The following is a 12,287-nucleotide window of genomic DNA, read 5'->3' as shown; positions in this document are numbered from 1 at the left end:
TTCCACACGTCACTTCTGCAGTGTGACGCTCATTCACATCATGTCTACATCAGAAATTTAAGGATTGCGACGGTCTACATCGGGACGCGCATCGTCACCTTGCGGGGGCGCTCGCCGTTGCCCTGCACCAGCACGGTCACGATGCAATTTTGGCCGTCATTGGACGGATAAACCGAAAGAAGCTGGCCACCGGTTTCACGTACCACCCGCGTTACGGCCGAGCTGCAGTCACTTGCAACCTGATAGACGCGTGCCGCCAATGGCGCACCTTGGACATCAGCTTGCGGCGCAGGAAATCCGGAAAGCCCGGCTGCAAGCGTCGCGATGATGAGAGGTGATGCCATTGCAAAAAACTTCCAAAGAAAACCGGGATGCACGGGAGACGAATTCTTGGTCAAATATGTATCGCAAAGCGTCTGAATGGCAAATGAATGTGGACTGTGGTGGATTTCAGCGTGATGTGGGCAATAGCGCGAGTGGCTCCCCCCCCCTGTCCTTCGTAATAAAGGGAGGAGCCACCCGCTCACCCTTGCACAATCCTACTTGATCGCACGCGTCGCAGCCAACCGCCCGTAGAGCGCAATCAAGCCACCCACGCCGCCTGCCACCGTCATCAGGCCCTCAGCAAGGTCGTTTTCAAAACCCGCCGGCAGGTTCAGGCCCGCAACATGCAGCAGCGGCGCCACCACCGCAATCAAAGCGCCCCAGACGGTTTTGGATTGGTACCAGGCTTTCATCTCGGTCATAGTCTACCCTTTCTCGGTTGACGTTATTGTGATTTTGAAATTCAAAGGCTCAAAGTCGTGCTGGCGGCAATGCCCAGCGGCACCGCACGGCCAAGCTGGCGCACCATGATCGAAAGCGTGGTCTGCGCTGCGCCGAAATCGGCCATCTCATCGTTGACGGCATAGAGGCAGCTCGTGGCGGCAACCTCCATCGTGCGGCGAACCACACCGTTGGCAAGCACCTGGATGCGGTATCGTTCGGACACTTCATCGAGCGGAATATCGGCTGCATCCCAGCCATCGGCCTCGACGCGTCCGCGCCGTACCCATGTCAGCAGCACGCCATCCGCGCCGCGCTGACCGCGCAGATGCACCGGCGCCAGCGGCATTTCGGCCCGCATTCCGCCCTCAAATTCAAATGGCCCGACAGCCGAGATTTGCGCGCCTGCGGCTTCGATGATCCAGTTCAGTCGCAGGCCCCTCTCGTCACCGCGCAGGCCCATCGGAACGACACCCGTATCCAGAATGACGACCTCAGCTCCGGTCACTGCGCCTGATGCCATCGCGTCCTCCGTCCCGAAAAGGCCGCGCAGAAGCCGGGTCAACCGCCATCGCTTTGCCGCGATCTCTTCGGCCTTTGCAAAAGCGGCAACCTCCCACGCGCCATCGGCACAGCGAATGGCAATGCGGTTGGCGCCGTTCAGCACGGCAAGGTCGGAGACTGACGCCAGATCGCCATAGGGCAGCGTCATCTCGATCGCGTCCGCACTGTTGAAGCGTCCGATGAAACCCCTTGGCACAGGCCCCGCCAGCGCACCGATTTTCGCGGGTTGGTCCAGCATGGCCCTCGCCTCGTAACCTTCGGTTCCGGCAGATGTCGACAGCACCATTCGCCGCCAGGGCTTGGCGAAGGCTGCAACCCGCGCGAAGCCCTGCGCATCGCCGGTTTCATATCGCGGCAGATCCATCAGCACGATATCGGGGTCGAACCCGCTCGAAGCGTCACCACCGCCATCGCGCGGCGCCTCGACTGCGCCAGACACCGTGCTGACGGCGATTGAAAACTCCCGCGCCTCAACGCGCCTGATATCGCCATCCTCGATCCGGCTGACCAGAAACCGCCCGCCCGGCCCGCCCTCCAGCTCCACGCAATTACCGGGGTCGAGCGCTATCTCGCTCGGCGAAATCGCAAAGCTGACTGTGCGACGACCCAACCGATTGTCGCGCAGCAGCGCCTCCACCGCATTTTGCGCCGTCTCCTGCGCCAGCACTGCGCCCAGATCGTAGCGCAGTACCCTGTTTCCGGCATTGTCTATGCGGCGGGACCGCACGCTCGCCTGTTCGTAATCCAGCGTCGGATTGAAAGCCGTCAGCACTGCTTCGGCTGCAAAATCGCTCTCATGCCCGCGCGCCTCCGACCAGAGGGCTGTGTCCTCCATATCCGCATAGGCGGAAATCACCTTCGTCTTGGTCGCAGCACGTCCGCGTGAGACGAAACGGAGCTTTGCGCCATCCTCGATCACATCAACCTGAAACGCCTCCAGCAAAGGTTCCAACAGGCTACGCGCCGCCGTCACATCGCCCTGCGCGTAACCGGCGACATCGCCTGTCACGGCAGAGACGTCGAAATCCGCAAAACCATGATCGTTCAACACTGCGGCGATGAGATCGGCCAGCGTGGTCGCCCCCAGCCTGCCATTCAGCCAGTGTCCGGTGCGCCAATTGCTGCCGTCGTTCCAGATCGAGGTGTCCTGTGGAAAGGCCGGATAGGGCCGCGCATCCCATGTCCAGACGAAAATCCTGGCGGGATCGACCATACCCTGAAGCGCCGAACCACCTGTCCAATGGTCATGATGCGCCTCCAGAAACCGCCTTTGCTGGCTGTCTGAGCGCATACGGCTGGAAAAATAGGGATAGGTGCTCTCGGATGATTTCGGATCGATGAAGGTGTTGGGCCGGTTGGCGCCCTTGTCGATGGCGGGGCAGCCAAGCTCGGTAAACCAAATTGGCTTCATGCCCGGAACCCAGGCGGTCGGTAATGTCTTTTCCGCACCGCCAACCCGGTCGTAATGCCGGTTGCGCCACCAGCCGACCAGATCCTTGTTGCGATAAACCCAGGGCTTGCCCTTCAATCCGTCGGAAATGGCGCTGCGCTTGCGGCTCGTCCGGTCAGCGTCGCTGGCGTAATACCAGGAAAATCCCTCGCCGCCTTCGATAGCACGGCCAAAGCCCGCCGCATCATCGCCACCCTCAAACCCATCCGGGTTCCCGGCCTGTACATCCTCGTCGCGCCAGTCCGACAGCGGCATGTAATTGTCGATGCCCACCGCATCGATCGAAGAGCTTGCCCACAGCGCATCGAGATTGAAGAACACATCGCCCGTTCCGTCTGCCGGATGATATCCGAAATATTCGCTCCAGTCGGCTGCATAGGTCAGCTTCGTCGAAGCCCCCACAACGACGCGCACATCCGCGGCCAAGCGCACCAGTTCGTCCACAAACGGAAAAGCATTTGCCTCATCGCGAACCCGCGTCAGCCCGCGCAGTTCCGACCCGATCAAAAACGCATCCACGCCGCCCGCCTGTTTCGCCAGCGCCGCGTAATGCAGCACCATCCGGCGATATCCGTCAGCACGATTGCAAAAAGTGGAGACTTGCGCGCGTCCCGCTGCCGTTCGGTCCACGCTCCCAGGCTGCCCCGCAGCCGGATGACAGGTAATCTTGCCACGCCAGCCATAGGCGTCCTGTTGCCTGTTGCCATAGGGGTCCGGCAACCCGTTGTCGACCGGCACGTCCATCATCACGAACGGGTAGAGACACACTTTCAGCCCACGCGCCTTCAGGTCGGCAATCGCCTGCAACACGCTTGCATCGCTCGGTGTGCCACCATAGGCCGGGCCGCCATTATGCCGGGTCACTCGCAAAGCCTGCCCGCGTCCCACCCCTGCGACAGACCATCGCATGCTCTCGCGGTTGCGGGAGACCACCTCCACGCCCGGCAAAACACGGCATTCCCCGGCGCGCATATCGGTCCCGAACCACGCCACCACCAGTGCCACGCTTTCAAGGTTGGGGCACAGCGCCTGCAGTTCGTCGAGGGAGGCGTGCCAGTCCGTTGCGGCCGTCAGTGTGTGGCGGTTCATCACCCGGCTTTCGCCCGCGCCCGTCCGCTCGGAGACAGCAACCGTCGCATAGCCATGCTCTGTCGCGCCCGGTATCACCGTCACGGCCCGTATCTGGCTTTCCAGCTTGCCGATGGGCCTCACCACCTCGAACTGCAGCAACGGAATGCGATTGCCGAAACTGTCGAGTGGCAACCGCTCGAACACGACGTAGGACAGGCCGCGATAGGCTGGTGCATTGCCCGCCCCTTGTTTCGCTTCAATCAACGGGTCGGGACGCTGTGTATCGCTTCCAGAGTAGAACCGCATCTCGATGCCGGTCAGGTCCAACTCCTGTCCGTCCGCCCATACACGCCTGACCATCGCGGTTTCGCCTTCGCACAGGCCAACCGCCAGGTTTGCAAAATAGCTGTAGGTTTCGACGGTGGTCGTGCCACTGCTGTTGCTTTTTCCACCCCGCCTTTCCCGCGTCATGTTTTCCTCAAAACGCGTTGCCCAGATCAACGTACCTCCGATGCGCACCGTGCCGTAAGCCCGCGCGATCGCAGCGCCTTCGTCTGCTCCGGGAATCCGGGCCGTGGAGAGCCGTGCACCCGTTACCGTTCGAGATGATGACAGCAGCGCGCTATCCAAGGCGCTCCCCGCCAACGCCCCCGCCGCCCTGCCGATGATCGTGCCCACCGGCCCGAAAATACTACCAAGAGCAGCGCCCGCCGCCTGTAAAACAAGGGTTGCCATCAATCACCTCTGGGGAAATCGGAATATGCCGGCGATACGTTTTCGCCATGAAGGCACAAGGGCCGAGCGCAGCACGCAGGCCCCTTCATAGGCATGAATGAAATGGTCGGCATCGGCCAGAATGCCCACATGTTTGGCCGCGAAATCCGGGCGCCAGCGAAACAGCAGCATGTCGCCCGGCAGCGCGTTCTCCATGCTGGCAACCGGGTGAAAGTGCCGGGATGCCGCCGCCATCAACCGGTCCTCGCCACCGCGCTCGGCCCAGTCGCGCGCGTAAGGCGGCGGCAATTCCGGCTCATCTGCGTAAAGCTCGCGCCAAAGGCCGCGCACCAGCCCCAGACAATCGCAGCCCACGCCTTTCAGGCAGGCCTGATGCCGGTACGGCGTGCCGATCCAGCTATCCGCCATCACCAGAACCCGTTCACCGATGTCGCTCATGAAAACAGTGCTCCACCATCGTGCTGGGTGCGGCTCGTCACATAGGAATAGGCGAAATCGGCCCCCGGCATATGCGGAAAGCCGCGAAAATTCAGGTGGTTGGCGAATTTCGCCTTGCAGGTTGCAAAGCTCTTGTCGCATCCCACCACCACGGTGAATCTGTCACCCGCCTGTGGTGAAACCTCCAGCGGTAGCCAGAAACTGAAGCTCGCCACCCCGTCCCGCAGGGTATGGTCATCGAGGTCGAAGCTGCGACCTGCGTTCCGGCCGCTCGAAAACGCCAGCCTGCCCTGCCTGAAAAACCCCTCTTCAAAACCCGCCAGCCCAGATACCGAAATCCGTCCGTTACCGTCGACGGAGACCACCGTGCCCGCCGCCTGAAACGCCGCGATATTGGCTCCACATCTGGCATCACCAAGCGCTGCATCACATCGCCTGCCATAGACGCGGCCCTGCGGCTGGCTCAGCCTGTGGGCAAAACTGCGCAATTCCGCCTTGAAGGCGCCGCCTGCCCGCGTCACCTCGCCAATCTCGCGCACCTTCAGCAACACGTGCTGCTGCGGCACCTGCCAGTTAACGCAGTAGAGCTCCACGCGGGCGCCGTCATAGCGACCCGCGGCCAGATCATCTTCGCTCACCGCCTCGTTTGAAAACCCGCCCGAAACCTCACCGCTGCTGGCCGCCAAGCCCGTCTCGCTGTCGTTTTCACCGGCCTGAAAACCGCTTGCGGCGAGATAGGTCACTCCATCAAACGTCAGTGCCTCATCATGTTCGGTGAAGCCCAACACAGCCCCGTCGCGAAGGCTGACCTTCCAGCAATGGCACGTTGTCGTCGCCTCGCCCTCCAGGTGTGCTGCAAAATCCTCTGGAACTCTCCTCACGGCAAAATCTCCACCAGTGGAATGGAAGGAATGCGTCCGGCCTCGAAGGCACTCAGGCTCACATCAATGCGATCGATATCGAACCTGACAGGCACATCGAACTCGAAACCCGCCCGCACAGCCGCACCCGCCGCAGGCACGTGGCCTGCCGCAAAGGTTACGATGCCGGTCACAAGGTCAGTGCTGAAATGTGCGGTCGAAACACCATTCACCGAAACCGTCACGGAGCCCTCAACGGGTTTGGTAATGGTCCGTGTCCAGCCTCCGCCCGCATCGGCATAGGTCTTCACCAGAGGAAAGGCTGCCGTCACGCCGTCGCCGGTCCCAATCCGCTGATCCATCGCGCTCGGCACAGTCAGTGGCGGGCAGGACCGGAAATCCACAGGGTCACGAAACCGGAACCCGTAAAGCTGCCCGCCCCGCGCCTCGAAAAACGCCAGCACGGCGTAGAGGTCACTGACAGAGCGAACGCCAGGCCCAGCATCATAGGCACGCCGCGAATTCCGCCACCTCTGGTTCCGGTTCTCCCGCCCATTGGAGAGGTTGACGATATCCGTCCGCCGCACCGGCCCGCCACTGGTTCCCAATGCCAGCCGCAACGGAAAGCGCACCTCATGAAATGCCGTCATGATATTGATTTTCCTAGATTTAAGTGAGTTTTTGAGTTCGCCCGCTATTTGTCTTTCGCCATTGAGCGACAGTGGGCGTCGCTCCCCCCCTCTGTCCTGCCGGACATCTCCCCCTCAGGTGGGGAGATCGACTCGTGGCAGCCACTCGACTATCTCTGATGTTGAGATTGAAGTGGGCGTTTGCGCCCAGCTGATCTCCCTCCTTGTGGGGGAGATGTCCGGCAGGACAGAGGGGGGGCCACATCCTCAACGCCAAACGCAAAAGCACATCGGCCAGAACTACAACCCCCGCTGCCCCCGCCCCACACTGCGCGCCAGCATCGCCGAAATCTGTCCCTCGCTGCGCCGAAAACTCGCCGCATCACTCGCCGTCACATTGAACACGATCTGCGTACCACCGCCGCCACCGGCAGAGGCAACGCCCAGCGAACCATCTGCCCCACGCTTCAATGGCAAAATCGCCTCACTCCCCGCCTCGCCCATCAGCCCCATGTCGCCACCCATCGGGAAAAACGTCGGGCTCGATACCACCCCACCATCCGCAAATGGCGTCACCCGTCCCGGCACGCCGCCATCTGCAAAGGCAAACAGCGATCCGGCCCCGGATGTGAGGCTGCTGACCGCCGATGACAGCATATTCTCCAGTGGCTTCAACCCTGCAGACAGCGCGATATTCGACAGCCGCATCCCCAGACCCTGCAAAACGCCGTCCAGCCCCTTGCCACCAATCGTGGCTGCCTGGAGCGCAGACGTCAGCGCCGACCCAAACCGCTGCGACCGCCGCTCCAGATCATCCATGACATCCGCCAGAGCCTGCGCCTCGTCACGCTGACCAGAAAAACTCGTCTCATCAACCATCGGCCTTGCCTTTCTGATTCAATTTGGGAAGCTAGGGGATTGGAATTCAAAGCCATTGCTGCATGACTTGAGCCGCATCGACATCATCACCCTCAATGTCATCACGCAGGGAGGCATGTCAGACCGGGATGTGCGACGGGCGGTAGACGTGATCGAAGAACACCGACAACTCTTCATCGATACCTGGAGAAAATATCATGGTTGAGATCAGCGATCAGGATCTTGCGCAGGCAAAAAAGCGCTGGCGCGAAGAGCGGGCAGAGCGTCCAGTGCCGAACGCCGTGCGCTTCGATCCCGCATCGGAACGGGTGATTGTGGATTTCACCAACGGTGCATCCTTTATGTTCCCGGCCCGCGCACTGGAGGGATTGGAATTGGCGACAACGGCCCAGCTTGCCGAGGTTGAGTTGCTGGGTGAAACCGGCCTGCATTGGGAAAGCCTAGACCTCGATTACACCGTCAGTGGCTTGATGAGCGGCATCTTCGGTAGCAAGACGTTCATGGAAGCGCAAAGCCGGGGCGGAAAAAGCAGATCCGTCGCCAAATCAGCAGCGAGCCGCGCAAATGGCGCAAAGGGCGGTCGTCCGAAGAAAGCCGCCAGGCCCTGATCACCCATCCGGAAAAGCCCGCATCAAACCCTCCAGCCGACCTCGATCCAAGCCATCACGCCGGGGCCGCATCCCACCGGTCATGGCAAAAAACTCGACCGGGGTCAGCGCCCAGAAAATATTGGGAGACAGCCGCAGCAGGCTCAGTCCGGCATGGATAACCTGGTCCCAGGGAAAGGGCTTGGCACCATGATCAGAGCTTGCGCCAGCTGCGGCACTCAGGGGGACGTTGTTGCCTGTCCCTCCGGCTGCGTCCCGGCAAATGTCGCGGTCAGCAGGTCGCCCACGATCGTCGCATAACCCGCAACACCACCTTCGATGCTCATCCCCGCCACGTCGTCGTCGGACAGCACGTTGCCCGCCCCGCGAAGCCCGGCACCGATGACGCGGATCATGTCGGCAGACTTCATTCGCCCGCTGGCAAAACGTGCCGCAAGGTCGGTCAGATCATCGGCGGCGAAGGCGGTTTCCAGTTCCGCCAGTGCGCCCAGCGTCAGGCACAGAATGCGCCTTTCGCCATCCAGCACCGCCTCCACCTCACCCCGCCTGCGGTTGGCGCGTCCAAAATTGGCCGCTCCCATCACAAGGCTCCAAAGGTAATGGCACCGGCCGATTCCAGCGCGATTTCGAACTGCACCTCGCCGTCGTGCCGCCCGGAATATTCCAGCGCGGTCACCTGAAACGGCCCCGCCACCGTGCCGAAATCCGGGATGACGATCTGCCAGCCGGGAATGCTACCGGCAAAAAACTGCCCCCGCACCAGCGCATCGCTCTGCTGGTCCTTGAAGATGCCCGATGCCGTCAACCCCGCACGCTGAATGCCCGTCCCCGCCAGCAATTCGCGCCAGCGCCCGGCACTTTCGGCATCCGTCACATCAACGCTTTCGGCGTTGAACGCCAGCCGCTTGGTGCGCAGCCCGGCAACGGTCACGAACGCCCCGCCATTCTCGATTTTCAGCAGCAGGTCCTTGCCCTTCTGCGCCACCATGGTGTGTCCTTTCAGTTTCACGATCTTTGAGGCAACACACAGCCCACCGAGTGGACGGTGCAGTTGGAATGAAATACGGTCTGCGTGGTTTTAAAGGAGCGCAACACGATGAAGGTCTTGGACAGTGAGCCTTGGGGTTGGGATCTGCTGGAAGACGGCGATATCCTTTATCTGCATGCCATCTGCAGCCACAGTGCCGTAGACTATTCGGTCATTATTGTGCTCAACGAAGCAGAGCGGGCGGCGTATGAAGCCAAGGGGCGAGCCTATCTCAACACCCTCGCCCACGATATTCACTATAGCGCTCCGGGTGTGATCGGCAGCCAATCACCTTTCAAACCACGCAATTTGAAGATTTCCGATAAGAACGTAGCGGAGAAGATATTCAACGCTCTTATGGCATCCGCCAAGGCGGCGTCATCCTCGCCGTGACGTCACTCTGTGACCGCCCGAAACCGGATCTCCGTTAAAAACTGCTTCGACTTTGCCTGTCGCACCGAGCGGCTGTTGCGAAAGAACAGACTGACCAGCGCGATGCCCCCACCCAGCGTCAGCGGCGCATCATCCAGCAGCGCCAGAATCCGTACCGCGATGTCCTGCGCCAGTTTCCGCCCGCCCTCTTCGCTCCAGACTTCAATGGTCAGAAAATGCTCTTCCGCCTGCTCGGACGCGGTCGAATAATCTCGGCTGTCGATTTCACCGAATACGACGCATGGCAGAACCGGGCGCGGCAGCAGCCGGTCGACGAGACCGCCGCGGCCCACCAGACCCACCAGCACCGCATCGCCGGAAAGCTGCGCATGCACGGCCTGCAACAGCGCGTTGGCTGCCCTCATCGGCTTTCCTCCTCGCAGCGGCAGACGATAAAGCGGCCTGTTTCATCCGGGTCCACAACGGATTGCACCACAAACACCCGCACCCCCTTGCGAAACCGCATGCCCGCCCGGATATCATCGCGAAATCCGGCCCAGATGCGGTGCGTGATCGCCACGCCATCGGCGGATGCCCGCTCGTAAGCGCCCTGCGAGACCGGCTCGATGGCCGCCCACAAAGACCGCAACACCCGCCATCCCGCTCTCACTCCGCCCTGTCCGTCCGGCAGATCGTCGGGCGTTTCAAGCTCCAGCCGCGCGGTCAGCTGGCCGGGGTCCAGAAAGGTCAGGTTCATCGCCCTACAGCCCTGTTCTGCAGAACGGCGCAATCAGCCGCTCATATCCGCGCGGCACACCGGCGGGCTGATCGGCTGGCGAAACCGCGCCGCGAAACGCATACATATGCGCAATGTGAACCAGCATCGCCCGCTTCAGCGTGTCCGGCACATCCGCACCGCTCTCGCCGAAACCCGCGGTAAAATCGATTTCGATGCCGTTCAGCGGTTGTCCAGGTGCGGGCGGCTGGCGCACCCACAGCCGTGCGGGGCGGCCCTCGCCATCCAGCAGCTTTTCGATCGCGGTCACATCGAAAGGATCGCCCGCATCATCGAAAACCAGAATCGTTTCGATGGCTTGCACCGGCCCTTTCGCAATCAGAATCACACTGTTGAGGGGCCAGTCGTCGAGGTAAAGCCGAAAACTCTGGCGCATCAGGCAAAGTCCCGTCTGGCGCTCCAGATAGTCGCGCGCGGTGGCGATCAATGATGTCAGCAGCGCGTCCTCATCGTCGCCATCCAGCCGCAAATGCGCCTTCACGTCGGCAAGCGTCAGCGCCTCCGCCTGCGGCGGAGTCAGTTGTGCATAGGTCATGGGGTCTCCGGGGAATTGGGTTGGTGTAGCAGCGACTATTGCCTGTCCTCACCTGTGGCTCACCCCAAAGGTGGGGAGATCGGCAAGAAGCAGGCGCGCCACTCTCTCCGTAATCTTTGAGAGGGGGCTGGACGTCGCAACGAGTCGATCTCCCCCCTTGTGGGGGAGATGTCCGGCAGGACAGAGGGGGATAAGCGACAGGCGATGGCGCTTATGTTTGTCCGCCACCATGCCGGGTCAGCCCCGGCATGGTGGAAGCACCAGCACCACTCAGCTCACGGCAAACTTCACCAGCTTCACCGCCTCGAAATTCTGCACCCCGCCACCCACACGCTTGGTGGTGTAGAACAGAACATAGGGCTTGGCGGAATACGGGTCGCGCAGAATGCGGATTCCGGTGCGGTCGACCACCAGATAACCGGAGCGGAAGTCACCGAAAGCAATCGACATGCTGTTGGCTGCCACATCCGGCATGTCCTCGGCCTCGGCCACCGGAAAGCCCATCAGCAGTGCCGCCTGGCCAGCGGAGGCTGGCGGTTGCCACATGTAGTTGCCGGTGGTGTCCTTGAAGCGACGCAACGTGGACTGGGTCTTGCGGTTCATCAGGAAGCTGCCATTCTGGCGATGTCCCGCTTTCAGCGAATAGACCGTGTCGATCAGCGTATCCAGCGGCCCGGCAGAGGCAAAGCCACCCGCCACACCCGTCGCCAGATAGCCGATCTTGCCCCAGCTCCAGTCACCGTTGGCCACCGTGTCATAGGCCAAAAGGCCCTTCGGCTTGTTCACGCCATCGCCGGAAATGAAGGCCGTCCCTTCCTGCTCGGCAAAGGCCACATCCACTTCGGATGCAATCCATGCCTCGATATCGACAGCGGAATCATCCAGCAGCCCCTGCGTGGCGGCAGGCATCGCGTATAGCTCCATGGTCGGAAATGTCAGCTCGGCAAGCTGCGGGGTGTTGGTCTGGGGCCGCGCCGCCGTTTCCGAAACCCACCCGGTCGCCATGCCGCTCGGTGCAAACGGCTTTTTCAGCACCGCACCGGAAACCTGCCGCACCGTTGCCAGCGCACGCATCGGTGACACCACCGCCATGCGCCTGCCGATATCGCTGTCGGTCTCGTTGGGCAGCAGGTAGCCGCCATCCGCACCGGCACTTCCGGCAAAGGCCTTGGCCTCCAAATCCCGTAGCGCACCCTCGTCACCCCGGCGAATATAGGCCTCGAAGGCTGCCTTGTGCTCTTCCGTTTCCGCAGAGGCCCCACCACGACGCCCCAGCACAGGCCGCGCCTTTTTGAGCGAAAGTTCGTCCATCACCTTTTTGTTGTCGTCCAGCGCCTTGTCGATCCGGTCGAGCTTTTCACGGGTCAGCACATCGCTGCCCATCTTGCGCTCGATGTCGCCGAGACGCTCGTCGTTGGTTTCACGAAACGCCTCGAAGGCTTCCATGAAATCATCGAACGCCGCCGTCATCGTGTCCGGCACGGCCTTGATCTGCGGTGCCACGGATTGTTCTGTCATCTTGTCGTCCTCTATTGATGTTTGTGTGGGAGCGGAAAAA

The 12,287-nt window shown here is 61.6% G+C and carries 17 protein-coding genes; 3 read left to right on the top strand and 14 right to left on the bottom strand.

Annotation, left to right across the window (positions count from 1 at the left end):
- Positions 1 to 74: 74 nt before the first annotated feature.
- The 7 genes from EKM04_RS07640 to EKM04_RS07610 form a co-directional block, all read right to left on the bottom strand.
- On the bottom strand, positions 75 to 344 hold the full coding sequence (locus EKM04_RS07640) for a hypothetical protein (protein ID WP_183897039.1): 270 nt from the start codon (positions 342 to 344) through the stop codon (positions 75 to 77).
- A gap of 195 nt (positions 345 to 539) precedes the next feature.
- Positions 540 to 746, bottom strand: coding sequence for a hypothetical protein (locus EKM04_RS07635; RefSeq protein WP_183897040.1), 207 nt, complete (start codon positions 744 to 746; stop codon positions 540 to 542).
- Positions 747 to 787: 41 nt separating this feature from the next.
- On the bottom strand, positions 788 to 4,585 hold the full coding sequence (locus tag EKM04_RS07630) for a baseplate multidomain protein megatron (RefSeq protein WP_183897041.1): 3,798 nt from the start codon (positions 4,583 to 4,585) through the stop codon (positions 788 to 790).
- A gap of 3 nt (positions 4,586 to 4,588) precedes the next feature.
- Positions 4,589 to 5,023 (bottom strand): NlpC/P60 family protein, encoded by a 435-nt coding sequence (locus EKM04_RS07625; protein WP_183897042.1) that lies wholly within the window; start codon positions 5,021 to 5,023, stop codon positions 4,589 to 4,591.
- Positions 5,020 to 5,904, bottom strand: coding sequence for a phage/gene transfer agent baseplate hub protein (locus tag EKM04_RS07620; RefSeq protein ID WP_183897043.1), 885 nt, complete (start codon positions 5,902 to 5,904; stop codon positions 5,020 to 5,022). Before EKM04_RS07620 ends, EKM04_RS07625 begins: the two co-directional genes overlap by 4 nt.
- On the bottom strand, positions 5,901 to 6,533 hold the full coding sequence (locus EKM04_RS07615; RefSeq protein ID WP_183897044.1) for a DUF2460 domain-containing protein: 633 nt from the start codon (positions 6,531 to 6,533) through the stop codon (positions 5,901 to 5,903). Before EKM04_RS07615 ends, EKM04_RS07620 begins: the two co-directional genes overlap by 4 nt.
- A 279-nt stretch (positions 6,534 to 6,812) precedes the next feature.
- Positions 6,813 to 7,391 carry a phage tail tape measure protein gene (locus EKM04_RS07610; protein WP_183897045.1) on the bottom strand — a complete coding sequence of 193 codons (579 nt, stop codon included), beginning with the start codon at positions 7,389 to 7,391 and terminating at the stop codon, positions 6,813 to 6,815.
- 55 nt (positions 7,392 to 7,446) lie between these two features.
- Between EKM04_RS07610 and EKM04_RS07605 the strand changes: the two genes are divergently transcribed.
- Both EKM04_RS07605 and EKM04_RS07600 read left to right on the top strand, forming a co-directional pair.
- The gene (locus EKM04_RS07605; RefSeq protein ID WP_234910986.1) at positions 7,447 to 7,596 is read left to right on the top strand and encodes a hypothetical protein; all 150 of its coding nucleotides are present in this window, start codon (positions 7,447 to 7,449) and stop codon (positions 7,594 to 7,596) included.
- Positions 7,589 to 7,999: a DUF2442 domain-containing protein gene (locus EKM04_RS07600; protein ID WP_174152458.1), complete on the top strand. Its 411-nt coding sequence runs from the start codon at positions 7,589 to 7,591 to the stop codon at positions 7,997 to 7,999. Before EKM04_RS07605 ends, EKM04_RS07600 begins: the two co-directional genes overlap by 8 nt.
- On the opposite strand, the gene EKM04_RS07595 is transcribed toward EKM04_RS07600, so the two are convergent.
- The 3 genes from EKM04_RS07595 to EKM04_RS07585 are packed head-to-tail and all read right to left on the bottom strand — an operon-like array spanning position 8,000 to position 8,987.
- Positions 8,000 to 8,221 (bottom strand): rcc01693 family protein, encoded by a 222-nt coding sequence (locus EKM04_RS07595; RefSeq protein WP_183897169.1) that lies wholly within the window; start codon positions 8,219 to 8,221, stop codon positions 8,000 to 8,002. It abuts the gene before it with no gap.
- Entirely contained in the window at positions 8,218 to 8,580 is a 363-nt protein-coding gene (locus EKM04_RS07590) for a gene transfer agent family protein (RefSeq protein WP_183897046.1), read from the bottom strand. Before EKM04_RS07590 ends, EKM04_RS07595 begins: the two co-directional genes overlap by 4 nt.
- Positions 8,580 to 8,987 carry a phage major tail protein, TP901-1 family gene (locus EKM04_RS07585; RefSeq protein WP_174152456.1) on the bottom strand — a complete coding sequence of 136 codons (408 nt, stop codon included), beginning with the start codon at positions 8,985 to 8,987 and terminating at the stop codon, positions 8,580 to 8,582. The genes EKM04_RS07590 and EKM04_RS07585 overlap by 1 nt, the downstream gene beginning before the upstream one ends.
- Before the next feature lie 108 nt (positions 8,988 to 9,095).
- Between EKM04_RS07585 and EKM04_RS07580 the strand changes: the two genes are divergently transcribed.
- The gene (locus EKM04_RS07580) at positions 9,096 to 9,419 is read left to right on the top strand and encodes a hypothetical protein (protein ID WP_183897047.1); all 324 of its coding nucleotides are present in this window, start codon (positions 9,096 to 9,098) and stop codon (positions 9,417 to 9,419) included.
- Positions 9,420 to 9,421: 2 nt separating this feature from the next.
- On the opposite strand, the gene EKM04_RS07575 is transcribed toward EKM04_RS07580, so the two are convergent.
- The 4 genes from EKM04_RS07575 to EKM04_RS07560 all read right to left on the bottom strand — a co-directional run bounded on the left by EKM04_RS07575 (position 9,422) and on the right by EKM04_RS07560 (position 12,247).
- Positions 9,422 to 9,823, bottom strand: a complete 402-nt coding sequence (locus EKM04_RS07575; RefSeq protein WP_183897048.1) for a DUF3168 domain-containing protein — start codon at positions 9,821 to 9,823, stop codon at positions 9,422 to 9,424.
- Entirely contained in the window at positions 9,820 to 10,155 is a 336-nt protein-coding gene (locus EKM04_RS07570; protein WP_183897049.1) for a phage head closure protein, read from the bottom strand. Before EKM04_RS07570 ends, EKM04_RS07575 begins: the two co-directional genes overlap by 4 nt.
- Before the next feature lie 4 nt (positions 10,156 to 10,159).
- The gene (locus EKM04_RS07565) at positions 10,160 to 10,729 is read right to left on the bottom strand and encodes a head-tail connector protein (protein WP_183897050.1); all 570 of its coding nucleotides are present in this window, start codon (positions 10,727 to 10,729) and stop codon (positions 10,160 to 10,162) included.
- A gap of 270 nt (positions 10,730 to 10,999) precedes the next feature.
- Complete coding sequence (locus tag EKM04_RS07560) at positions 11,000 to 12,247, bottom strand: phage major capsid protein (protein WP_183897051.1); 1,248 nt, start codon at positions 12,245 to 12,247, stop codon at positions 11,000 to 11,002.
- Between the last annotated feature and the right edge of the window lie 40 nt (positions 12,248 to 12,287).

This window comes from Rhizobium skierniewicense Ch11, assembly GCF_023757665.1.
GTDB classification, from domain to species: domain Bacteria; phylum Pseudomonadota; class Alphaproteobacteria; order Rhizobiales; family Rhizobiaceae; genus Agrobacterium; species Agrobacterium skierniewicense.
This window is presented reverse-complemented; position numbering and strand designations above follow the sequence as displayed.